Origin of the sequence: Streptomyces sp. NPDC014656 (assembly GCF_043084305.1) — a bacterium.
Taxonomy (GTDB): Bacteria; Actinomycetota; Actinomycetes; order Streptomycetales; family Streptomycetaceae; genus Streptomyces.
Map to the genome: position 1 here is coordinate 196,298 of NZ_JBIBZN010000014.1, position 23,060 is coordinate 219,357.

The 23,060-nt window shown below is 74.0% G+C and carries 20 protein-coding genes; 1 reads left to right on the top strand and 19 read right to left on the bottom strand.

Features of this window, described 5'->3' with window-relative positions; all coding sequences use genetic code 11:
- Window positions 1-3: 3 nt before the first annotated feature.
- From ACF1ED_RS28445 to ACF1ED_RS28525, 17 genes are all read right to left on the bottom strand, one after another.
- Complete coding sequence (locus ACF1ED_RS28445) at window positions 4-1,203, bottom strand: cytochrome P450 (RefSeq protein WP_391765196.1); 1,200 nt, start codon at window positions 1,201-1,203, stop codon at window positions 4-6.
- A gap of 28 nt (window positions 1,204-1,231) precedes the next feature.
- Entirely contained in the window at window positions 1,232-1,894 is a 663-nt protein-coding gene (locus ACF1ED_RS28450; RefSeq protein WP_391765198.1) for a response regulator, read from the bottom strand.
- Entirely contained in the window at window positions 1,891-3,171 is a 1,281-nt protein-coding gene (locus ACF1ED_RS28455; protein ID WP_391765270.1) for a sensor histidine kinase, read from the bottom strand. The genes ACF1ED_RS28450 and ACF1ED_RS28455 overlap by 4 nt, the downstream gene beginning before the upstream one ends.
- A 149-nt stretch (window positions 3,172-3,320) precedes the next feature.
- Window positions 3,321-4,079 (bottom strand): hypothetical protein, encoded by a 759-nt coding sequence (locus ACF1ED_RS28460; protein ID WP_391765200.1) that lies wholly within the window; start codon window positions 4,077-4,079, stop codon window positions 3,321-3,323.
- A gap of 257 nt (window positions 4,080-4,336) precedes the next feature.
- A complete protein-coding gene (locus ACF1ED_RS28465; protein ID WP_391765202.1) occupies window positions 4,337-5,206 on the bottom strand; it encodes an alpha/beta hydrolase family protein in 870 nt (289 codons plus the stop codon).
- A gap of 134 nt (window positions 5,207-5,340) precedes the next feature.
- Window positions 5,341-6,588: a kynureninase gene (kynU, locus tag ACF1ED_RS28470; RefSeq protein ID WP_391765204.1), complete on the bottom strand. Its 1,248-nt coding sequence runs from the start codon at window positions 6,586-6,588 to the stop codon at window positions 5,341-5,343.
- The gene (locus ACF1ED_RS28475) at window positions 6,581-7,444 is read right to left on the bottom strand and encodes a tryptophan 2,3-dioxygenase family protein (protein ID WP_391765206.1); all 864 of its coding nucleotides are present in this window, start codon (window positions 7,442-7,444) and stop codon (window positions 6,581-6,583) included. The genes kynU and ACF1ED_RS28475 overlap by 8 nt, the downstream gene beginning before the upstream one ends.
- Before the next feature lie 121 nt (window positions 7,445-7,565).
- Window positions 7,566-8,462 carry a DUF3152 domain-containing protein gene (locus tag ACF1ED_RS28480; protein WP_391765208.1) on the bottom strand — a complete coding sequence of 299 codons (897 nt, stop codon included), beginning with the start codon at window positions 8,460-8,462 and terminating at the stop codon, window positions 7,566-7,568.
- A gap of 195 nt (window positions 8,463-8,657) precedes the next feature.
- Complete coding sequence (locus ACF1ED_RS28485; RefSeq protein ID WP_383453822.1) at window positions 8,658-9,071, bottom strand: DUF3151 domain-containing protein; 414 nt, start codon at window positions 9,069-9,071, stop codon at window positions 8,658-8,660.
- A gap of 36 nt (window positions 9,072-9,107) precedes the next feature.
- A complete protein-coding gene (locus tag ACF1ED_RS28490) occupies window positions 9,108-10,559 on the bottom strand; it encodes an MFS transporter (protein ID WP_391765209.1) in 1,452 nt (483 codons plus the stop codon).
- Window positions 10,560-10,637: 78 nt separating this feature from the next.
- Window positions 10,638-11,807: a MalY/PatB family protein gene (locus ACF1ED_RS28495; RefSeq protein WP_391765211.1), complete on the bottom strand. Its 1,170-nt coding sequence runs from the start codon at window positions 11,805-11,807 to the stop codon at window positions 10,638-10,640.
- Between the two features lie 68 nt (window positions 11,808-11,875).
- On the bottom strand, window positions 11,876-12,898 hold the full coding sequence (fbaA, locus tag ACF1ED_RS28500; RefSeq protein WP_391765213.1) for a class II fructose-bisphosphate aldolase: 1,023 nt from the start codon (window positions 12,896-12,898) through the stop codon (window positions 11,876-11,878).
- 232 nt (window positions 12,899-13,130) lie between these two features.
- Window positions 13,131-13,679 carry an orotate phosphoribosyltransferase gene (pyrE, locus tag ACF1ED_RS28505; RefSeq protein WP_359529726.1) on the bottom strand — a complete coding sequence of 183 codons (549 nt, stop codon included), beginning with the start codon at window positions 13,677-13,679 and terminating at the stop codon, window positions 13,131-13,133.
- A gap of 25 nt (window positions 13,680-13,704) precedes the next feature.
- Complete coding sequence (locus tag ACF1ED_RS28510) at window positions 13,705-14,496, bottom strand: aldose 1-epimerase (protein WP_391765215.1); 792 nt, start codon at window positions 14,494-14,496, stop codon at window positions 13,705-13,707.
- A 131-nt stretch (window positions 14,497-14,627) separates the two neighbouring features.
- Window positions 14,628-15,464, bottom strand: a complete 837-nt coding sequence (locus ACF1ED_RS28515) for an SRPBCC family protein (RefSeq protein ID WP_391765217.1) — start codon at window positions 15,462-15,464, stop codon at window positions 14,628-14,630.
- Window positions 15,465-15,538: 74 nt separating this feature from the next.
- Window positions 15,539-17,224: a polyamine aminopropyltransferase gene (locus tag ACF1ED_RS28520; protein ID WP_391765219.1), complete on the bottom strand. Its 1,686-nt coding sequence runs from the start codon at window positions 17,222-17,224 to the stop codon at window positions 15,539-15,541.
- A gap of 75 nt (window positions 17,225-17,299) precedes the next feature.
- Entirely contained in the window at window positions 17,300-17,818 is a 519-nt protein-coding gene (locus ACF1ED_RS28525) for a DUF2617 family protein (protein ID WP_391765221.1), read from the bottom strand.
- 610 nt (window positions 17,819-18,428) lie between these two features.
- Between ACF1ED_RS28525 and ACF1ED_RS28530 the strand changes: the two genes are divergently transcribed.
- The gene (locus tag ACF1ED_RS28530; RefSeq protein WP_391765223.1) at window positions 18,429-19,607 is read left to right on the top strand and encodes a pyridoxal phosphate-dependent aminotransferase; all 1,179 of its coding nucleotides are present in this window, start codon (window positions 18,429-18,431) and stop codon (window positions 19,605-19,607) included.
- A gap of 60 nt (window positions 19,608-19,667) precedes the next feature.
- On the opposite strand, the gene ACF1ED_RS28535 is transcribed toward ACF1ED_RS28530, so the two are convergent.
- Window positions 19,668-20,204, bottom strand: coding sequence for a YbjN domain-containing protein (locus ACF1ED_RS28535; RefSeq protein WP_391765225.1), 537 nt, complete (start codon window positions 20,202-20,204; stop codon window positions 19,668-19,670).
- Window positions 20,205-20,403: 199 nt separating this feature from the next.
- Window positions 20,404-22,989, bottom strand: a complete 2,586-nt coding sequence (gene clpB, locus ACF1ED_RS28540; protein WP_391765227.1) for an ATP-dependent chaperone ClpB — start codon at window positions 22,987-22,989, stop codon at window positions 20,404-20,406.
- Window positions 22,990-23,060 lie beyond the last annotated feature (71 nt).

Consider the following 23,060-nt stretch of genomic DNA (forward strand, 5'->3'; position numbering starts at 1 on the left):
CGCTCAGACCTCCACGAGGAGGGACTCGAAGCCGCGGATCACGTAACCGGGCTTCCGGACGGGGTCCGCGGCGAGCCGCAGCCCGGGCGCCCGCTCCCGCAGGGCGCGGAAGACCTCGGCGAGTTCGAGGCGGGCCAGCGGGGCGCCGAGGCAGTAGTGGACGCCCGCGCCGAAGGTGACGTGCGGGTTGTCGGCGCGGGTCAGGTCCAGCTCGTCCGCCGTGGGGCCGAAGCGGTCCGGGTCGCGGTTGGCGGAGCCGAGGAGGAGGGCGACCTCCGAGCCCCGGGGGATGACGGTCCCGCCGACCTCGACGTCGTCGAGGACCCAGCGTTCGAACAGGTGCAGCGGGGTGTCGTACCGCAGGAGTTCGTCCACGGCCGTGGACGGGTCCGCCGGGGGGAACGGGGCCCACGCCCCGTGCCGCAGCAGCGTCCACACCCCGCCGACGGTCGAGTTGACGGTCGCCTCGTGCCCCGCGTTGAGCAGCAGCACGCAGGTGGAGACCACCTCCTGCTCGGTCAGCTCCGCCACCCCGATCAGCGCCGAGACCAGGTCGTCGCCCGGCTCGGCCCGCCGCCGCGCGATCAGCTCCCGCAGGTAGCCGGAGAACTCGACCGAGGCGCGGACGGCCGCCCGGGCCGTCTCCTCCGAGGGGTTCAGCTCGAACATCCCGCAGATCGCCGCCGACCAGGGCCGCAGCATGGCCCGCTCCTCGTCCTCCTCCGGGACGCCCAGCACCGCGGCGATGACCGCGACCGGCAGCGGTTCGGCGACCGCCGCCTGGAGGTCGCCGCCGCCCGCCGCGACCAGCTCCCCCACCAGGCCCTCCGCCAGCCCCCGTACCGTCGGCGCCAGCCGCTCCACCGTCCTCGGGGTGAACGCCTTCGACACCAGCCGCCGGATACGGGCGTGGTCGGCGCCCTCCAGGTCGAGCAGCCCGTGGTCGTTGAGGGTGTGGAAGGGCTCGTGGCGGGGGTCCGGCGCCGGGCGCCCGAACTCCTCGTGGGTGAAGCGGTGGGTGTACGTACGCCCCAGGCGCCGGTCCCGCAGCAGCGCCGACACGTCCTCGTGGCGCGGGATCAGCCACTGGCGGGTGGGCCCGTACCAGTGGGCGCGCCCGGCGGCGCGCAGCTCCGCGTAGGCCGGATACGGGTCGGCGACGAACTCCGGGGACCAGGGGTCGAAGGCGGCGACGGCGTCCATGCCCGGACGCTACCCCCGCCCGCCCCGTTCAGCGACCGACCTGCACCAGCCGTGCCTCGTACGCGAAGACCGCCGCCTGCGTCCGGTCGCGCAGGCCCAGCTTCACCAGGATCCGGCTGACGTGGGTCTTGATGGTCGACTCGGCGACGACGAGGTGACCGGCGATCTCCTGGTTGGACAGGCCCTGGGCGATGAGGACCAGGACCTCCGTCTCGCGCTCGGTCAGCTCGCCGATCTGGGCGACGGCGGGCGCCTTCGGCGCGGTGTCGGCGGACTTCGCGAACTCGGTGATGAGCCGCTTCGTCACGGTCGGCGCGAGCAGCGCCTCCCCCGCCGCGACGACCCGGACGCCCTCGGCGAGCTGCCGGGCGGAGGCGTCCTTGAGGAGGAAGCCGGAGGCGCCGGCGCGCAGCGCCTGGTAGACGTACTCGTCGAGGTCGAAGGTGGTCAGGACGAGCACCTTGGCGTCCGCGTCGGCGGCGACGATCTCCCGGGTGGCCTCGATGCCGTTCAGCTCGGGCATCCGGATGTCCATCAGGACCACGTCCGGGCGGAGGGCGGCGACCTGCGCCACGGCCTCCCGGCCGTTGACGGCCTCCCCGACGACCTCGATGTCCGGCATCGCGCCGAGCAGTACGGAGAAGCCCTCCCGGACCATGATCTGGTCGTCGACGATCAGCACCCTGATCACTGGTCGGTCCCTTCGTGCCGGATCTCTTCCCGCTGGACGGGGACGAAGACGGCGACCTCGTAGCCGCTGTCCTCGGTCGGTCCGTCGGTCATCTCGCCGCCGAGCATCGTGACACGCTCCCGCATGCCCGTGATGCCGTGGCCCGCCCCCGGCGAGGGCTTCACCAGGCCGCGCGCCGGGCCGTTGGCGATCCGCAGGCCGAGACCGCCGAGTACATGGCTGACCTCGACCTTCGCCGGGGCGCCGGGCGCGTGCCGCAGCACGTTCGACAGGGCCTCCTGGACGATCCGGTACGCGGACAGCTCCACGCCCTGCGGCAGCTCGCGCACCGCGCCGGTCACCGTCATGGTCACGTCGAGCCCGGCCTCCCGGACGTTGCCGACCAGGCCGTCGAGGTCGGCGAGGGTCGGCTGCGGGGCGTCGGGGGCCTCGTAGTCCTCGGCGCGGACGACGCCGAGGATGCGGCGCAGCTCGGTGAGGGCGGCCACCGCGTTCTCCCGGATGGTGCGGAAGGCCTGCTCCAGCTCGGGCGGCGGGTTCTCGACCCGGTAGGGCGCGGCCTCGGCCTGGATGGCGACCACCGACATGTGGTGGGCGACGACGTCGTGCAGCTCCCGGGCGATGGTCGTCCGCTCCTCCAGGAGGGTCCGCTTCGAGCGCTCGACGGCGGTGACGGTCTGCTGGGCGGTGACCTCCCGGTCCGCCTGGCGGCGGATCTGGACGACGGCGATGACCAGCAGGAAGAGCGCGGAGAAGAAGAGCATCTCGGCGCCGTTGAAGCCGTATCCCGAGCCCATGCCCAGGAAGAAGGCGGTGAAGGTGGCGTACCCGGCGGTGAGGACCCACATCCAGGCGGCGGCCCGGGGCCCGGTCCGCAGCGCGACGATCACCAGGACGAAGAGGTGGGCGCCGAAGGAGTTCGGCGCCCAGGGCCAGCCGTCGTACCCGGTCAGATAGGCGACGAACGGCGTCGAGCCCAGCGAGAGCCAGAAGGCCGGCGCGGGCCGGATCAGGGTCAGGAGCACGGCGGCGACCGGCGTCAGGCAGGAGACGAGGGCGACCGGGCCGGTGCCGCCGATGTTGTCGAAGCCGAGGAGGAAGGTCACCAGGGCGAGGAAGCAGATCACCGCGTGCGGCAGCAGCCCGGCGTGCGGGCGTATCCGCCGGGGCAGGAAGCGCAGGGCGGGGCTGTCCGGCGCGAGCCGGGGCAGCGGGCGGTAGGAGAGGGCGTCGCCCGCGAGGTCCGCGCGCAGACCGCCGAGGGCGTCCAGCGTCATGCGGAGCTCGGGGCTGCGGCTGCCCGTGTCGGGGGTCTGTGTCGGATTCACGCCGCCCACGGTACGGAACGGCCGGGGACGCCCGCGTCCCGCTGGATACGGATCCCGGGCCGTCCCCCTTGAGTACTACGCGCTCCTCCGCGTCCCGGTCAGGGCTTCTTGGGCCAGACGTAGAGGGTGCCGCTGGCGGTGGCCTCGCCGCCGATGCCGCTGTCGCTGATGTGGTCGATCGTCGCCATGGCGACGGCGCCCTCGGCCGTCACGGAGCAGATGGCGGCGCCGACGACGAAGCCGGCCCGCTCGATCGTCCCGGAGTCGTTCAGGTCCATCGGGGGCAGGCCGGTGTTCGAGACCTTCCGGCAGTGCTCGGCGGTGTGCGGGTCGTCGGCCCGCAGGAGGCCCACCCGGGTGTTGGGGACGCCCCTCAGGCGGTAGTCGGCGCTGCCCGTGCAGTTCTCCGGCCAGTAGTGGAGCTCGGCCCCGCCGGGCTCTTCGATCCTTCCGTTGTCCTCGCTCTCGACGCGGCTCAGGCCCGTGTCGAGGTCGATCAGCTGCTGCTCGTGGTTGGTGCAGGGCGCGGGGGCGAGGCCCCACGAGGACTCGCGCGCCGGGCCGTGCCCCGGGGGAGGGGCCAGGGCCACCTGGGTCGCCGGCGCGCCGGACCCGCTGGGGAGGGGGCTGTCGGGCGGGTCGAGGGGCGGCGCCGTGCTCTCGTCGCCGGAGGCGGAGTCGGAACCGGAGGCGGACGGGGTCGGTTCCGTCGGCTCTTCGGAGGAGACCGAGTCCGGGGAACCCGAGGAGTCCGAGGAGGCCGGGGGCGGGGCGGCCGCCGGGGAGGCGGCGTCGCGGTCCATGCCCACCACCAGGCTGGCCACGATGCCCAGCAGGGGCAGGGCGATCCCGGCCACCCACCACGCCCACCGGGGCTGCTCCGACCGGGGCGGGCCCGGCGGCGGCTGCGGGGGCGGGACGGCGGGCGAGTGCTGCGGGGGCGGGGAGGAAGGCGGGTACTGCGGAGGGGGCGGAGGCACCGCGCCTGTCTGATCGTCGGTTCCCATGAGCCTCTGTCCCCCCTGTGGTCACACACGTCGCAGAACTCAGAGAATATCCAGAGCCGTTGACGACGGTTCGGGAAAAAGAACCCGGCGGGACCGCCGGGTCCCCCTCAGAAGGCGAGCTGCGCGAGCTCCTCCGCGACCACCGCGCACGCGTCGGCCGCCGGGTCGATCAGCGGGAAGTGGCCGACGTCCTCCAGGAGCGTCAGTCCGACCGTCTCGCCGGCCTTCGCCGCCGCCTCCACGAAGGCGTCGGCGACCTCGGCGGGGACGGTGAGGTCCGCGCGGCCCTGGACGAGGGCGGTGGCGATGCCGGTGGGCAGCAGCCGCGCCGGGTCGGTGACCGCGGCCCGCTCGTCGTACGCCTCCCCGCCGCCGAGCAGCTGGGTCACCGCGCCGCCGCACACGTCGAGTTCGCGGGCCCGGTCGAAGTGCCCGATCGGGGCGAGGGCGACGACTCCGCGCAGCGCGGGCGGGGCGGGCAGCCGCCAGGGGGAGCCCGCGGGCAGCACGTGCCGGGCGGCGGCCCACAGGGCGAGCTGGCCGCCGGCCGAGTGCCCGGTGAGGACCGTGCGGTGCGGGTCGGCCCCCGGCAGGTGGGCGGCGGCCAGAGCGGGCAGGGCGTCGAGGGCGGCGGCCACGTCGTCGAAGGTCTCCGGCCAGCGGCCCGCGACCGGCGCGGTGCCGTCCTGGTGGGGCAGACCGGGGCCGCGCCGGTACTCGACGCTGGCGACGGCGAAGCCGCGGCGGGCGAGGAAGTCCGCGAAGGGGCTGATGTGCAGGCGGTCGTAGGGGGCCCGCCAGGCGCCGCCGTGCAGGACGACGACGAGCGGGGCGCGGCCGCCGCCGGTCCTGGGGGCGTACAGGTCGACGATCTGGTCGGGGTGCTCGCCGTACGCGGCGGTGGCGTCGGGGGGGACGGCCGGGTGCGAGAAGGCCGACGCCTCTTCGGCGGCATCGCGCGCGGCGGGGTCCGGCATGGGGTTCCAACCTCTCGGTGACGGGGCCGAATCGGCCTGACCTGCGGGGACCGTATCAGGGACACGGGCCCCGCGGATCAGCTGAAGATCCGACCTGACGACCGGTCACCGGCCGTTCGCCACCGGCGAGTCGGCTACGCCGTGGCGGGCGTCCCGGCCAGTACGTCGGCGAGGACGCGGGCCGCGCGCTCGGCGTCCGCGAAGCCCACGTACAGCGGGGTGAAGCCGAAGCGCAGCAGGCCGGGGCGCAGGTCGCCGACGACCCCCCGCCTGATCAGCTCGGGCATCACGGCGGGGGCGTCCGCGCAGGCCAGCGCCACCTGGCTGCCGCGCTCGCCGTGCGCCTCCGGGGTGATCGGGGTGACCCGGCCCTCGGGGACGTACGCCCGCACGCACTCCAGGAAGAAGTCCGTGAGGGCGAGGGACTTGGCGCGGACGGATTCGATCGCGACCCCGTCCCACACGTCGAGCGCCGCCTCCAGGGCCAGCATGGACAGGATGTCCGGGGTGCCGACGCGGCCGCGGACGGCCCCGTCGGCGGCCCGGTAGCCGGGCTCCATGCCGAAGGGGTCGGCGTGCGAGGTCCAGCCGGGCAGCGGCGAGTCGAAGCGGTCCTGGTGGCGCTCGGCGACGTACACGTACGCGGGCGAACCGGGGCCGCCGTTGAGGTACTTGTAGGTGCAGCCGACCGCCAGGTCGACGCCGTGCGCGTCGAGGCCGACGGGCAGGGCGCCGGCGCTGTGGCACAGGTCCCAGACGGCCAGCGCGCCCGCCGCGTGGAGGGCGGCGGTGGTGCCGGGCAGGTCGTGCAGCCGGCCGGTGCGGTAGTCGACGTGGTTGACGAGCGCGAGCGCCGTCCGCCCGCCGGCCGCGGCGGGGATGTCGGCCGGGTCGAGGGGCACGATCCGGTGACCGGTCATCCGGGCGGCGGAGGCGGCGATGTACCCGTCCGTGGGAAAGGTCGACGCGTCCACCAGGATCTCGTCGCGTCCCTCCCCGGCGATCCGGGCCGCCGCGACGACCGCCTTGAAGACGTTCACGCTGGTCGAGTCGCCGGCGACGATCTGCCCGGCGGCGGCGCCGACGAGCGGGGCGATCCGGTCGCCGATCCGCTCGGGGGCGGTCCACCAGCCCGACTCGTCCCAGGACCGGATCCGCAGCTCGCCCCACTCGCGGCCGATGACCTCGGCCATCCGGGCGGGGACGTGCGCGGGCAGCGCGCCGAGCGAGTTGCCGTCGAGGTAGACGGTGTCGTCGTCGAGGGCGAACTTCGCGCGGTGGCCGGCGAGCGGGTCGGCGGCGTCGAGGCGCGCGGCCTCCCCGCGGAGGGCGGACGCGGGCGCGGGGGCGGGCTCCTGGGCCCGCTCGTACAGGTCAGACATGGCTGCGCGCCGTCCACAGCTCGGGGAAGACGTTCTTCTGGGCGCGCTTCTCCAGCCAGGCCACGCCCGCGGAGCCGCCGGTGCCGGTCTTGGACCCCATCGCGCGGCGGGTCGCCACCAGGTGGTCGTTGCGCCATCGCCAGACCAGTTCGGCGACGTCGCTGAGCGCCTCGCCGAGGCGGACGAGCTCGGCGTTGCCGTCGGCCTCGGGCTCCGCGTAGAGCGCCGTCCAGACGGCCTCGACCTGCGGCGAGGGCTCGTACCGCTGCGCCAGGTCACGGGTGAGCACGGAGGCGGGCACGGGCAGGCCGCGGCGGGCGAGGAAGCCGAGCGCCTCGTCGTACAGGCTCGGCTCGTGCAGCGCCTTCTCCAGCTCGGCGTGGACGCGGGGCGCGCCCCGGTGCGGGACGAGCATGGACGCCGACTTCTCGCCGAGCAGGAACTCCATGCGCCGGTACATCGCCGACTGGAAGCCGGAGCCCTCGCCGAGCGCGCCGCGGTAGGCGTTGAACTGGGCGGGGGTGAGCTGGGAGAGCGGGCGCCAGGAGTGGTTGAGCGTCTCCAGCTCGCGCACCGAGCGCTTGAGCGCGTCGATCGCGACCGGCAGGCGGTCCTCGCGCAGGGCGCGGCTCGCGGTCTCCCACTCGTGCACGATCACCGTGAACCACAGCTCCATGACCTGGGTGGTGACCAGGAAGACCATCTCGCCGGGGTCGTCCGAGCGGAGGTGCTGGAGGTGGGTGAGGACGTCCGCCTGGACGTAGTCCTCGTAGGGCGTCGTCCCCGCGAAGTCGAGGTTCGGGGCGTCGACGACAGAGCCGGCTCCGGAGGCGCCGGGAGGGGGGGTGGATGACATTGCTGTCTCCTCGGTACGGGCTACCGGGTAGCGGTCCGCTCCACCGCGCGCACGCTGCGGTGCGCCGCGGGAGCTCCGGTCCCCTCGGGAGGCGTGCTTCTTCGCGCGCGTCCCACGCGCATCATGACACGATCGGACCGGTGATGTAGATCCCGTCTTCGCTGTACGGAAATTCGTTCGAACGACAGCCGTTGAGGCCCTTGATCTGCTGCATCATCGCGGGCGCCGGCTTCCCCGGGCCTCCGCAGCCCATGTGCTGCCGGATGCCGATCTCGTGCCCGACCTCGTGGTTGATGATCAGGTGCCGGTACCGCTCCGGCGGTCCGGCGAAGGTCGGCGAGCCCAGCATCCAGCGCTTGAGGTTCACCACGACGCCGTCCGTGGTCTCGCAGTTCAGCTCGCCGTGCGTGTTGAGGCCCTGCCGGGCGCAGAGCGCGTCGGCGGTGTCGGGGGTCGCGATCCGGATCACGAAGTCGGCGTCCGACGCGACCAGCTGGAAGCGGCCCCGGCCGTGCGCGGCCCAGCTCCGCGGGTGGGCGAGGATCGCCTCGATCTCCTCGGCGGTCCCGCGCGCCGACAGGTCGACGCCCTCCTCGATCTGCACCCGGTAGCGGCGCAGCGTGCCGCTCGTGCCGGTGATCTTCCCGGAGGCGGTGGCGGTGGTGAAGGTGCCCGGCCCGGACTGCGGCACGGTCGGGGGCTTCTTCTTCGTCGCGGTCGGCTTCGGCGACGGCTTGGGCTTCGGCTTCTTGCTCGGGGTCGGCTTCGGCGACGGCGTCGGCGCCGGTTCCGACGGGGCCGGGGACGACGCGGACAGCGGGGCGCCGGCGGCGGGGGCGGCGGAGTCCTGGAGGCCCTGGAAGTGGGCGAGCGCCACGCCCGCGCCGAGCGAGACGCCCATCAGCACCAGGGTCGACAGGACGAGCCGGCCGCGGCGCGTGACACGCGTCCCGCCGCGGCGGCCCCGCCCACTATGTCGGTTCTGTCGGCGCCGGTCGGTCGCCCCCCGCTTGCCCATGACAGTTCCCCCCTGTTCAGGCCGGTCCGGGGATCGTACCGGCCTGAGGCCGACGGCCCGCCCGGGGGCACGGCGGCCGGGAAGGGGCCGGCCGGCCCGCGGCACGGCAGCCGGGGGCCGGCCGGGAGGGGCCGGTGGGCCGAGGAGCGCGGCGGCCCGGAGGGGCGGGGGCGCGGCGGCCCGGAGGGGCGGGGGTCAGCCCAGGGTCTCGGCGGCCGTCTCGGAGGAGTCCCGCAGGAAGGTCGTGCACCGCTCGTACTCGGCCTGCTCGCCGATCTCCCCGGCGGCCCGCGCCAGCGCGTGCAGCGCCCTCAGGAAGCCGCGGTTCGGCTCGTGCTCCCACGGCACCGGGCCGTGGCCCTTCCACCCGTTGCGGCGCAGCGCGTCCAGCGCCCGGTGGTAGCCGGTGCGGGCGTAGGCGTACGACTCCACCACGCGGCCGGCCTCGAAGGCGTCGTCCGCGAGCTGCGCCCAGGCGAGCGAGGACGTCGGGTACTTCGCGGCGACTTCGGCGGGGGCGGTGCCCTGCGCGAGCGCCTCGCGGGGACCGGGGTCGTCGGGCAGCAGGGTGGGCGCGGGCCCGCCCAGCAGATTCTCATGCGTAACCATCCCCCCAGTCTGCCCCAGAGCCCCCGGGGGCGGGGGTCACGGGGTGCCCGGGTCCAGGGGCGGGGCGGAGACGGCGCAGTGGGTCCTGCAGGTGGGGTGGCAGGCGGCCGGCCGGGGGGTGCGCAGGGTGGTCCAGGCGAGGGCGGCGCCCAGGAGCAGCACCGCCGCGCACATCGGCATCGCCTTCCCGAACGTCTCGTCGAACTCCGCCGGCGAGCGGTACGCCTCCGGCCCCATCCCCGTCAGCAGCGGCAGCGCCGCCACCGCGACCAGCCCCGCCGCCCGGGCCGCCGCGTTGTTGACGCCGCTGGCGAGCCCGGCGCGGGAGACGTCGACGGAGGCGAGCACGGTCGCGGTCAGCGGCGCGACCAGGACCGTCATGCCCAGGCCCAGCACGACGAGGGCCGGCAGCACGTCGCGCGCGTACGAGGCGTCCGCCCCGACCCGCAGCATCAGCAGCATCCCGGCCGCGCACAGCAGCGGCCCGACGGTCAGCGGGACGCGCGGCCCGATCCGCTCGCCCAGCTCGCCGGACTTCGCGGAGAGCAGCAGCATCAGCACGGTGGTCGGCAGCAGCGCCGTCCCGGCGGCGAGGGCGGAGTAGCCGGAGACCACCTGGAGCTGGAGCGCGGCGAGGAAGAAGAAGCCGCCGAAGGCCGCGTACACGCAGAGCGTCACGAGGTTCACCGCCGTGAAGAGGCGGGACCGGAAGATCGACGGCGGCACCATCGCCCGCTCGCCGCGCCGCCGCTCCACCAGCACGAACCCGGCGCCGGCCAGCAGGCCCGCCGCCCCCGCCCACCACACCGCGTCGATCAGCGCGTAGGTGACGAGGGCGAGCGCCGCCGCGCCGAGCACCGCCCCGAGCACGTCGAAACGGCGGCCCCGCGCCGCCTCGTCGCGGGACTCGGGGACGTGCCGCAGCGCGACCGGCACGCAGAGCGCGGCGAGCGGCACGTTCAGGAGGAAGACCCACCGCCAGCCGGGTCCGTCGACGAGCCAGCCGCCGACGAACGGCCCGACCGCCGCGCCGACGCCGCCGAAACCGGACCACAGGCCCACCGCCCGGGCCCGGTCGTCCGGGTGGAAGCTCGCCTGGATCAGGGCGAGCGACCCGGGGGTGAGCAGCGCCCCGCCGACGCCCTGGAGGGCGCGGGCGGCGACGAGCACGCCCGCGTCCGGGGCGAGTCCGCACAGCAGCGAGGCGAGGGCGAACCAGACCACGCCGACGACGAAGACCCGCCGGCGCCCGTACCGGTCACCGAGCGAGCCGCCGAGCAGGATGAGCCCGGCCAGCGTCAGCATGTACGCGTTCACGGTCCACTGGAGGACGGCGAGGTCGGCGCCGAGGTCCTCGCCGATGTGCGGCAGCGCGACGTTGACGACGGTCGAGTCGAGCAGGGCCATCCCGGAGCCGAGGACGGTGGTGAGGACGATCCACCGCCCGCTTCGGGAGGCCATCCGCACTTCGGGGCCGGCCGCGCTCATGCCTGCATGGTCCCCCGGACCCGCGCTCCCCGCCTCCCCGGTCACGGGGCCGGCGGGTCCGCGTCCGTGGTCACGGGCTCAGCGGGTCCGCAGCCGTGCCGCCGCCCCGACCAGCGCGTCCACGCCCCGCTCGGCCTTGGACCGGGGGCAGCCGACGTTGAGCCGGACGAAGCCGGGGGTGCCGTACGTCCCGCCGGGCATGATGGCGACCTTCTCGGTGCGGATCAGCTCCTCCTGGAGCCGGTCCTCGTCGATGCCGAGCGGCCGGAGGTCGATCCAGGCGAGGTAGCCGGCCTGCGGGGGGCTCCACTCGACCCCCGGCAGGCCCTCGCGGAGCCGCCGGGCGAGCATCGTCATCGTCCCGGCGACGTAGTCGCGCAGCCCGTCGAGCCAGGGCGCGCCGTGCCGGTAGGCGGCGATGTGGGCGGTGAGCGAGAGGACGGCCGGGGAGGCGAGGCCCTCGGCGGTCTCCATCCGCCGCAGGAACTCCGCGCGCTCGGCGGGGTCGCCGACGATGCCGTACGAGCCGGAGAGGGCCGGGAAGTTGAAGGCCTTGGTCCCGGAGGTGATCAGGGCCCAGCGGCGCCCCGGGCCGGGCTCCGCGATCCGGCTCCACGGGACGTGGCGGTGGCCGTCGGCGGTCAGGTCGGCGTGGATCTCGTCGCTGACCACGCTCACGCCGTGCCGTTCGGCCAGCTCGTGGAAGCCGGTGAGCTCCTCCTCGGTCCACACCCGGCCGGTCGGGTTGTGCGGGGAGCAGAGCAGCAGCATCCGGCTGTCCGGGCGGGCCAGCTCCCGCTCCAGCGCCTCGCCGTCCCCGACCGGGACCCCGCGCAGTTCGCGCCCGAGCCCGGTGACGGCCTTGCGGAAGCCGTCGTAGGTGGGGGTGTGGACGACGACGCCGTCGCCGGGCTCCGTCCACATCTGGAGGAGCTGGGAGAGCTGGCTGAGCACCGAGGGCGCGTACACGAGGGCGTCGGTGTCGATCGCGGTGTCGTACCGGCTCGCGTACCAGTGGCGTATCGCCTCCCGGAAGCCGTCGTCGCCGCCGAGCCGCCAGTCGGTGTAGCCGAAGACGCCGTGGCCGACCCGGTCGCGCAGCGCGTCGAGGACCACGGGCGGGGAGGCGAAGTCCATGTCGGAGATGGTGAAGGGCAGCAGGTCGGGGACGCCGAAGCGGTCCGCTACGCCGTCCCACTGCACGGACCAGGTGCCCCGCCGGTCCCGCACCTCGTCGAAGTCGTCCATCGTCCCTCCTGCGGGTGTGCGAGGGGCCCGGCACCCTCCTCGGATGCCGGGCCCCTCGGTCACGGTCGTTACTTCAGCTTCTTGCCGGCCGAGCGCAGCGCCTCGCACGCCTCGGTGACGCGCTTGGCCATGCCCGCCTCGGCGAGCTTGCCCCAGGTGCGCGGGTCGTAGGTGGACTTGGTGCCGACCTCGCCGTCGACCTTCAGGACGCCGTCGTAGTTGCGGAACACGTGGTCCACGACCGGACGGGTGAAGGCGTACTGGGTGTCGGTGTCGAGGTTCATCTTCACCACGCCGTTCTCGATGGCGGTGGCGATCTCCTCGGCGGTCGAGCCCGAGCCGCCGTGGAAGACGAAGTCGAACGGGGACGCCTGGCCGAACTTCTCGGCGACGCCGGCCTGGAGGTCCTTGAGGAGCTCCGGGCGCAGGACGACGTTGCCCGGCTTGTAGACGCCGTGCACGTTGCCGAAGGAGGCGGCGAGCAGGTAGCGGCCCTTCTCGCCCAGGCCCAGGGCCTCGGCGGTGCGGATCGCGTCGTCGACGGTGGTGTACAGCTCGTCGTTGATCTCGTGGCTGACGCCGTCCTCCTCGCCGCCGGTCGGGGTGATCTCGACCTCAAGGATGATCTTGGCGGCGGCGGCCTTCGCGAGCAGCTCCTGGGCGATGGCCAGGTTGTCGGCGAGGGTCTCGGCGGAGCCGTCCCACATGTGCGACTGGAACAGCGGGTTCTCGCCGCGCGCGACGCGCTCGGCGGAGACCTCCAGGAGCGGGCGGACGTAGCCGTCCAGCTTGTCCTTCGGGCAGTGGTCCGTGTGCAGCGCGACGGTGACGTCGTACTTCGCGGCGACGATGTGGGCGAACTCGGCCAGGGCGACGGCGCCCGTGACCATGTCCTTGCTGTACTGGCCGCCCAGGAACTCGGCGCCACCGGTCGAGATCTGGATGATGCCGTCGCTCTGGGCCTCGGCGAACCCGCGCAGCGCCGCGTGGAGGGTCTGGGAGGAGGTCACGTTGATGGCCGGGTAGGCGAACTTGCCAGCCTTCGCCCGGTCGAGCATCTCGGCGTAGACCTCGGGGGTTGCGATGGGCATTCGTCCGCTCCTTGTGATGTGCGGGTGTGCGTTGCTGTATCCCTGACCTAGGGCGACGTCATCGTCGGTGCCATCTTTCCAGACTCTCGTACGGGCTCCCACGGGCACCGCGTGCCGAAAGGCGGGGTGTTTCACGTGAAACACCCCGCCTTTCGGTAAAAGCGCAGGTCAGAACCGCACGGGGCGGGGTCCGGGACCTAAGTCACGACTTCGCGGCGGTTCGTCCGTGCGACTAGGAGAGTCCGAGCTCGTCGAGAGCGAAGGCGTAGAGGTACGGGACGCCCGCCGTGCCGCTGATCTTCTCGCCGGCGCCGGTGGCGCGGTCCACGATCGTGGCGACGGCGACGACCTCGGCACCGGCCGCGCGGGCCGCCTCGACGGCGGTCAGCGGGGAGCCGCCGGTGGTCGAGGTGTCCTCGACGATCAGGACCCGGCGGCCCTTGATGTCCGGGCCCTCGACCTGGCGCTGCATGCCGTGGGCCTTGGCGGCCTTGCGGACGACGAAGGCGTCCAGGCGCTCGCCGCGCGCGGCGGAGGCGTGCAGCATCGAGGTGGCGACGGGGTCGGCGCCCAGGGTGAGGCCGCCGACCGCGTCGAAGTCGAGGTCCTTGACCAGGTCGAGCATGACCTGGCCGACCAGCGGCGACGCCGCCCCGTCCAGCGTGATCCGGCGCAGGTCCACGTAGTAGTCGGCTTCCAGACCCGAGGAGAGGGTCACCTTGCCGTGCACCACGGCCTTGTCCTTGATCTGCTGGAGCAGTTCAGCGCGTACGTCAGTCATGCCCCCGAGCTTAAGGGCGCCGGGCTCACAGCCGCCGCCAGGCCCAGACGCTCTCGACCTCCAGGGGGTCGATGGGGGTGACCAGGCGCGGGTGGGTGTTGAGGCCGTTCGGCGGGCCGGACTGCGGCTCGACGCAGACGGTGTCCTCGGGCTCGTCGTAGATCACGACCCACTCGGCGCGGCTGGTCACCCCGATCTCCAGCTCGCCCGGCCAGGTGAGGGTGACGTCGACACCGTCGGGCATCCCGAAGCAGTCGTCCCAGGGGCCGGGGAGGGGGGCGACGCGGCGGCCGGTGGGCAGGTGGTTCTCGCCGCGCTCCTCCTGCCAGGCGGGGGTGAAGCCGATCGTCACGTCCTCGCCGCCCCCGCCGAGGTTCCGCAGGAACCAGGGGTGCCAGCCGGCCTGCGCCGGGAAGGAGTCGTCGTACGCCTCCACGCCGAAGCGCAGCGTCAGCCGGTCCTCGGCCAGTTCGAAGACCTGGGTGACCCGGCCCTTGTACGGCCACGGGTCGTCGAGCTCGCAGGTGAGGACGGCCTCGGTGGCGGAGGACCGGGCCAGGGTCCAGGCACGGTCGCGGACGGTGCCGTGGATGGCGTGCGGGGCGGCGTTGACGGGCAGCTGGTGGGTGGTGGCCCCGTCACGGAACCGGCCGTTCTCGGTCCGGCCGCACCAGGGCACCATCGGGAAGCTGCCGTAGCGCTCGCCCTGCTTCAGGACCTCGGTGCCGGCGATGCGCAGGCTCTCGATCCGGCCGCCGTGCTCGGGGTTGATGGTCAGCTCGGCGTCGCCCGCCGTCAGTCGCGTCAGGTTGCTCACGCCCCGACCCTAAGTCCTGGGGACCGCTGGATTGGACCGTTTCAACGCGGACTTTCCCCGCGGGCTTTTCCACCCGGACGCCCGGGGCCGCCGCCGGGGGCCGCCGTCCGGGCCGTCATCGCGGCGGGCCCTCAGCGGCGCCGGCGCAGCGCCCGGGTGACGATGACCGCGGAGGCGAGGGCGAGGGCGGCGGCGGGGGCGACCCAGCGGAGGGTGGCGCCGGCGCCGCCCTGCTCGGGGGCGGGCACGGGGGCGTACCGTCCGCGCGGCGGCGCGTGGTCGACCTCCTCGGCGCTGCGGCCGATCATCGTCCGCCGGGCGTGGGCGGCCTCGGCGGGCTTCGCGGCGGGGAACTCCGGGGGCGCGGCGGGCTTGGGGAACACGTCCTCCTCGAAGCCCGGTCCGCCGTCGAAGGCCCCGGTCCCGAAGGCGGTCCGCCCCTCGGGACCGGCCTCCTCCACGGACTCGGCGGACTCGGCGGGATCCCCGGGCTCGGGCGCCGTCCCGGCGGGATCCGCTTGCCCGACCGCGCCCGCCGTCTCCGCCGTGAGGGCGGCGGCGGCCTCCACGAAGGCGTCGAGGAGGCGGTCACGGGCGGCGTCCCGGGCCTCCTCGGGCTCCTCGGCGAGCCGTCCGGTGGAGGCGAGGGCGCCGGTGAAGCTGAGCCCGGTGCCTTCGGCCGCCGGGGTGAGGACGACGGTCAGGGAGATCTCGACGACGCCCTTGCCGCGGGCCTCGGTGCCCTCGCCCTCGTAGGTGATGGCGCCGTCCCGTTCGACGATCCGCAGACCGCCCCGGTAGGTGATGGTGTGGCCGCCGACCCGGAGCCGGAACCGGCCGACGAGGTCCTCGCCCGCCTCGGAGGCGTCGCGCTGGAGGCCGGGGACGCAGCGCGCCACCCGCGCCGGGTCGGTGAGGGTGGCCCGCAGGGCCTCGGCCGGGACCGGGACGAACACCTCATGCTCCATGGGAGCCGAGCCTACTCAGCGGGGCGCCCGGCGTCGCCCGTTCGACCCGGGAGGGCCCCTCCCGGGTCGCCCGCTCAGCTGCCGTAGCGGGGGTGCACCAGCGTCGACGGCGGCAGCCCGGTGAGCCGGGTGCGCTCGGCGCGCCGGGCGGCGGCGGGCAGGTCGCGGGGGGCGAGGGAGCGGAGCGGGGGCGCGTCGGCGGCGAGCGCGAGGACGGGCGGCCGGTGGCCGCGGACGGCGAGCAGGAAGCCCCAGTCGTCGGGCTCGTGGCGGCTGCCGCTGGTCCGGTCGGCGCGGTCGGGGCCGGCGGCGAAGCCGGGGGCGCGGCCCTCGGTGCTGTACGGCCGGGTGGCGTAGCCGGCGGCGCGCAGGGTGGCGTCGGCGGTCCAGTAGGTGCGGGGCCGGTCGGTGGCGGTCCCGGCGTGCACGACGAGCCGGCCGCCGTCGGCGAGGACGCCGGCGGCGAGGCCGTAGAACTCCTGGGCGTACAGCTTGGTGCTGGGGGTGATCCCGGGGTCGGGCAGATCGGAGATCACCACGTCGTACCGTTCCTGCACACGCCCGGCGGCGCCCCTCAGCCAGTTGAAGGCGTCGGCGTGGACGACCCCCACGCGCGGGTCGCGGAAGGCCTGTCCGTTGAGCGCGGCGAGGGCGGGGTCGGTGCGGGCGAGCCGGACGACGCCCGGGTCGAGTTCGACGACGGTGACGGAGCGGACGCCGGGGTAGCGGAGGACTTCGCGGGCGGCGAGGCCGTCGCCGCCGCCGACGATGAGGACGCGCGCGTGCGGGCCGTTCATCGCGGGGTGGACGAGCGCCTCGTGGTAGCGGTACTCGTCCGCTCCGGCGACCCGCAGCCGGCCGTCGAGGTAGAGGTCGGGCGGGCCCTCGCGGCCGCCGGTGACCACCACCTCCTGGAGGTCGGTGTGGACGGCGACCCGCACCCGCTCCCCGTACACGGCCCGGCGGGCGGCCTCCTCGAAGTCGTCGACGAGGACGGTCGCGGTGGCGAGCACGCCGAGGACGGCGAGGTTGACGCCGACGACGAGCGCGCGGGTGCGGGCGGTGAGGTCGCGGCGGAAGAACCAGAGGACTAGGGCGGCGCCCGCGACCGCGTTGACCGCGCCGGTGACGAGCGCGCCGGTGAGCTGGCCCAGCCAGGGCAGCAGCAGGAACGGGAAGGCGAGGCCGCCGACGAGCGCGCCCACGTAGTCGGCGGCGAAGAGGTCGGCGACCGTGCCCGCCGCGTCGTCGGGGTCGCCGGGCCGGGACGCCCGGCCGGCCCGGGGGGTCCGGCCGCCGGCGCCGGACCGCTCCGGGGCCCGCTGGATGAGCGACATCAGCAGCGGGATCTCCGCGCCGATGAGCACCCCGATGCCGAGCGAGAAGACCACCAGGACCCAGCGCGACTCCCCGAGCCAGGCGAAGCACGCGTACAGCACCAGGGCCGAGGTGCCGCCGATGAGCGCGAGCGCGCCCTCGACCAGGCCGAAGCCGACGGCGGCACGGCAGCGCAGCCGCTTGGCGAGGAGCGAGCCCAGGCCCATCGCGAAGACCATCACGGACAGCACGACGGACGCCTGCGTGACCGAGTCGCCGATCAGGTACGAGGCGAGGGCGACGAGTTCGAGCTCGTAGACGAGACCGCAGGCGGCGCAGACGAAGACCACCACGAGGATCGGCCACCGCACCGTGTCGCGCGGCCGCGGCGGCGGCCGGCGTCGCACCCTCGTGGGTGGCAGGGTCACGGTCGGCTCGATCATGCTCGTAACGCTACGTCACGACCCCCTCGCCCCTTGTCACCCACACGAGTGCACCTGGGGCAAGGGGGAGGCGCGTCAGAGCGTGGCGGGCATACGGGCGCCGATCCTGGTACGGGTGACCACGAGCTGGCCCTCCTGCGGGTAGGCGTGCCAGGTCCGCCAGCGCACCTGCCCCTCGTGACGCTGCGCCAGCATCGCGGTGAAGGCGTGCGGCGAACCGGGGAACGTCCCGGCCAGGCCGTGGGGATGGTCGGCGACCAGCGCGAGCAGCTCCTGCGCCCGGCCCGCGAAGGAGCCCTGCGTGAGCGTCTCGACGCGGGCCGCGAATTCGTACTCCCATTCGCCGACGCGCTTGGAGACGCCGAGCGGCAGCGGGGTGCTGCTGCCCGGCATGCAGGCGACGGTCTCGGAGCAGGCCCGGCCCTCTTCCTCCAGGAGGACCTGATGGGAGGCGCCGAGCAGTCTCAACTGCAGTTTCGCACCGGATAGTTCGAGGTCGAGCACGGCGAGCGCGGGCAGCGGTTCGCGGCCCAGCGCCCAGGCCAGGTCGGCCGCGCGCGTGTCGGTGTAGGAGGTCTTCAGGGTGGTGAGCATGGGTCGGCTCCGCAAACACGGTTTGACGGGTGGGCCGGGGGCGCCCCGGAGAGGGTTTCAACGGGAGTGGGGGATCGCCGGCTCGGGTCCACACACGGTCCGAGGGCTGTCTCTGACAGGAGCGAGAGAACCACGGACGCCGGACGACTCGCAGCGTTTTTACCCAACTTGCCGTGGTTTCCATCCCCTTCGGGGACACCACAGTTCACTTGTTCAAACGGAATCGATCGGCGATCGAGCGGAAATGCCCTCCGGAACGCCAATCCCGCCCCGTGCCGGGCTCGTTGTCACACCAGTCCCGTCAGTCACCCCCGCCACCACCGCCACAACCGCCGCCCCCACAGCCGGAGCTGGAACCGCACGAGCTGGAGCCGCAGCCGCCGCTCCCGCCGTCGGACCACCCGCCGCGCCGCCGCTTCCGCCCGCCGCCCCTGGTGCCCCCGACTCCCGCCAGGAGCAGACCGACCACCAGCACGCCCATGACCACCGTGATCAGGATTTCCATCGTCATCGCCCCCGTTCGGCGGCGCCCTGCCGCCTTCGCCCGGGGGATTCCCGCCCCGCGCCGGCCCCAAAGCGCACTTGAGCAAGTCCAGAGCTTCGGCCCAGGATGACCGGCATGACAAGGCCACCGCTCAACCGCCGGCTCGCGGAGTTCGGGACGACGATCTTCGCCGAGATGTCCGCCCTCGCCGCCAGGACCGGATCGATCAACCTCGGTCAGGGCTTCCCCGACACCGACGGCCCCGAGGAGGTGCGCGAGGCCGCCGTGCGCGCCCTGCGCGACGGCCGCGGCAACCAGTACCCGCCCGGCCCCGGCGTCCCCGAGCTGCGCCGGGCGATCGCCGGCCACCAGCGCGCCCGCTACGGCCTGGAGTACGACCCCGACAGCGAGGTCCTGGTCACGGCCGGTGCCACCGAGGCCATCGCCGCGGCCCTGCTCGCCCTGGTCGAGCCCGGCGACGAGGTCATCGCCCTGGAGCCTTACTACGACTCGTACGCGGCCTGCGTGGCGATGGCCGGCGGCACCCGCGTCCCCGTCACCCTCCGCCCCCACGAGGGCCGCTACGTCCTGGACCTCGACGAACTGCGGGCTGCCGTCACCCCGCGGACCCGGCTGATCCTCCTCAACACCCCGCACAACCCCACCGGCACCGTCCTCACCCGCGCCGAGCTGGCCGCCGTCGCCGAGCTGGCCGTCGAGCGGGACCTGCTCGTCGTCACCGACGAGGTCTACGAGCACCTGGTCTTCGACGGCGCCGAGCACCTGCCGCTCGCGACCTTCCCCGGCATGCGGGACCGCACCATCACCATCGGCTCGGCCGGCAAGACGTACTCCTTCACCGGCTGGAAGGTCGGCTGGACCACCGCGAGCCCGGAGCTGACCGCGGCCGTCCGCTCGGCGAAGCAGTTCCTCACCTACGTGTCGTCGGGGCCGTTCCAGTACGCGGTCGCCGAGGCCCTGCGCCTGCCCGACGCCTACTACGACGGGCTGCGCGCCGACCTCCAGGCCAAGCGGGACCTGCTGAGCGAGGGGCTCGCCCAGGCCGGGTTCACCGTCCACCGCCCGCAGGGCACGTACTTCGTCACCACCGACATCCGCCCCCTCGGCACCGGCGACGGCTTCGCCTTCTGCCGCGCGCTGCCCGAGCGGGCGGGCGTCGTCGCCATCCCGAACGCCGTCTTCTACGACGACCGCGAGGCCGGCGCCCCCTTCGTCCGCTTCGCCTTCTGCAAGCGGACCGACGTCCTCCAGGAGGCGGTGGACCGGCTCAAGCGGCTGGGGTGAGGAAACGGCGGAAGCCGGGCCCCCACGAGGGGGACCCGGCTTCCGCGCGGGGGACGGGGCTCAGGCCTCGTCGGCCTCGCCCTCGGCCTTGTCCTCGGGGGACTCCAGGCCGAACTGCTCGACGATCCACTTGTCGAACTCGATGGAGGCGCGGACCCAGCTCACCGTGGAGGAGACGAAGTGCTCCAGGGCGACGCCGGTGCCGATCAGCATCTGGGCCTCACCGATGAGACGGAGGGTGGCGGAGCCGTCCTCCTCCTCGTGCAGGTGGGTGTAGACCTTCGGCCACAGGGTCCGGCGGTTCCAGTCGTCGATCGCGTCGAGGATCCTGGCGCGGTCGTCGGCCGAGTGCGGCCGGTCGTAGAACGTGCGCACCGAGAACACCTGCTGCTCGTTCTCGCCGCGGAACATGAAGTACGTGCGGAAGTCCTCCCACGGCGCCGCGAGGTCACCCTCGTCGTCGACGACGTACTTGAGCTCCATCTGCTCCAGGAGCTGCTTCACCAGGTCCTGGTCGGGGACGACGGGGCCCGCCGGTCCTGCCTGAGGCTGGGGCTGTCCCCCGAAATTCGGAATCGAGGACGGGTCGATGCTCACCGTGAATTTCCCTTCGTACGGATGTTGCCATCCTCCCCCATCCCGGCCGGTCCGTGGCAAGCCCCGCCGGGGCGGATCCGCTGCGGGCTGACAGGACGCGGTTCCGGACGCCGGGACGGGGGCGGGGACGGGGGCGGGCTCCCGGCCGGAGACCGCCCGCCCGGCAGCCGTACCCGGGCGCCCGGCCCCGGCCCCCGTCCTACTGCGCCGCGCCGACGATCAGTCCGTCCTCGAAGCGGTCCACGCGGACGGTGTCGCCGTCGCGGACCTCGCCGGCCAGGATCTCCCTGGCGAGCCGGTCGCCGATGGCCGTCTGGATGAGGCGGCGCAGCGGCCGGGCGCCGTACGCCGGGTCGTTGCCCTCCTCGGCCAGCCAGTCCAGGGCCGCCGGGGTGACGTCCAGGGTGAGCCGGCGGTCGGCGAGCCGCCGGGCGAGCCGGTCGATCTGGAGGCGGGCGATGCGGCCCAGCTCGGCGCGGTCGAGGGCGGAGAAGACCACCAGGTCGTCGAGGCGGTTGAGGAACTCGGGCTTGAAGCTGGCCCGGACGACCTCCAGGACCTGCTGCTTCTTCTCCTCGTCGCTGGTCAGGGGCTCGACCAGGTACTGGCTGCCCAGGTTCGAGGTGAGGATCAGGATGGTGTTGCGGAAGTCGACCGTCCGGCCCTGGCCGTCGGTGAGCCGGCCGTCGTCGAGGACCTGGAGCAGGATGTCGAAGACCTCCGGGTGCGCCTTCTCCACCTCGTCGAGCAGGACGACGCTGTACGGGCGGCGGCGGACGGCCTCGGTGAGCTGGCCGCCCTCCTCGTAGCCGACGTAGCCGGGAGGCGCGCCGACCAGCCGGGCGACGGAGTGCTTCTCGGAGTACTCCGACATGTCGATGCGGACCATGGCCCGCTCGTCGTCGAAGAGGAAGTCCGCGAGCGCCTTCGCCAGCTCGGTCTTGCCGACGCCGGTGGGGCCGAGGAAGAGGAAGGAGCCGGTGGGCCGGTCGGGGTCGGCGATCCCGGCGCGGGTGCGGCGCACCGCGTCGGAGACGGCCCTGACGGCCTCGGTCTGGCCGATGAGCCGGCGGCCGAGCTCGTCCTCCATCCGGAGCAGCTTCTGCGTCTCGCCCTCCAGGAGGCGGCCGGCGGGGATGCCGGTCCAGGCGCCGACGACGTCGGCGATGTCGTCCGGTCCGACCTCCTCCTTGACCATGGTGTCCTTCTGGACCTCGCGCTCGGCCTCGGTGGCCGCCTCCAGCTCGCGCTCCAGGGTGGGGATCTCGCCGTAGAGCAGCTTGGACGCGGTGTCGAAGTCGCCGTCGCGCTGGGCGCGCTCGGCGCGGCCGCGGGTCTCGTCGAGCCGTTCCTTCAGCTCGCCGACCCGGTTGAGGGACTGCTTCTCCTTCTCCCAGCGGGCGGTGAGGCCGCGCAGCTCCTCCTCGCGGTCGGCGAGGTCGCGGCGGAGCTTCTCCAGGCGCTGGACGCTGGCCGGGTCGGTCTCCTTGGCGAGGGCCAGCTCCTCCATGCGGAGCCGGTCGACGGAGCGCTGGAGCTCGTCGATCTCGACCGGGGAGGAGTCGATCTCCATGCGGAGCCGGGAGGCGGCCTCGTCGACGAGGTCGATGGCCTTGTCGGGGAGGAAGCGGGAGGTGATGTACCGGTCGGAGAGGGTCGCGGCGGCCACCAGGGCGGAGTCGTTGATCTGCACCTTGTGGTGGGCCTCGTACCGGCCCTTGAGGCCGCGGAGGATGGCGACGGTGTCCTCGACGGACGGCTCGGCGACCAGGACCTGCTGGAAGCGGCGCTCCAGGGCGGGGTCCTTCTCGATCCGCTCGCGGTACTCGTCGAGGGTGGTGGCGCCGACCATGCGGAGCTCGCCGCGGGCCAGCATGGGCTTGAGCATGTTGCCGGCGTCCATGGCGGAGTCGCCGCCGGCCCCCGCGCCGACGACGGTGTGCAGTTCGTCGATGAAGGTGATGACCTGGCCGTCGCTCTCCTTGATCTCGGAGAGGACGGTCTTCAGCCGCTCCTCGAACTCGCCGCGGTACTTCGCGCCGGCGACCATCGCGCCGAGGTCCAGGGAGACCAGCCGCTTGTTCCGCAGCGACTCGGGGACGTCGCCCTTCACGATCCGCTGGGCGAGGCCCTCGACGACGGCGGTCTTGCCGACGCCCGGCTCGCCGATGAGGACGGGGTTGTTCTTGGTGCGGCGGGACAGGACCTGCACCACGCGCCGGATCTCGTGGTCCCGGCCGATCACCGGGTCGAGCTTGCCCTCGCGGGCGGCGGCGGTGAAGTCCGTGCCGAACTTCTCCAGGGCCTTGTACGAGCCCTCCGGGTCGGCGGTGGTCACGCGACGGCCTCCCCTGGCCTTCTCGAAGGCGTCCTGGAGCCGGCGGGCGGTCGCGCCCTGCCGGTCCAGGACCTGGCCGGCCTGTCCGCCCTTGGCGGCGAGACCGATGAGCAGGTGCTCCGTGGACAGGAACTCGTCGCCGAGCCTCTTCGCGCGCGCGTCGGCGTCGGCGATGACGGCGAGCAGGTCCCGGTTGGGCTGCGGGGGCGCGACGGTGGAGCCGGTGACGCTGGGCAGGGCGGCGAGCAGCCGCTCCGCACCCGTGCGGACGGCGGCCTGGTCGGCCTCGACGGCGGCGAGCAGGTCGGTGATGTTCTCGTTGTCCTGACCGGCCAGCAGTGCGAGCAGAAGATGGGCGGGGGTCAGGTCGGCGTGCCCCTGGGACACGGCGCGGCTGCTCGCCGCGTTCAGCGCGTCCCGGCTCCTGTTGGTCAGTTCGGCGTCCACGTGCGGGGTCTCCTCCTGGGTGCGGTCCTCTGGGTCCTTGTCTGTACTGACTCATACAGCGTACATAAAGT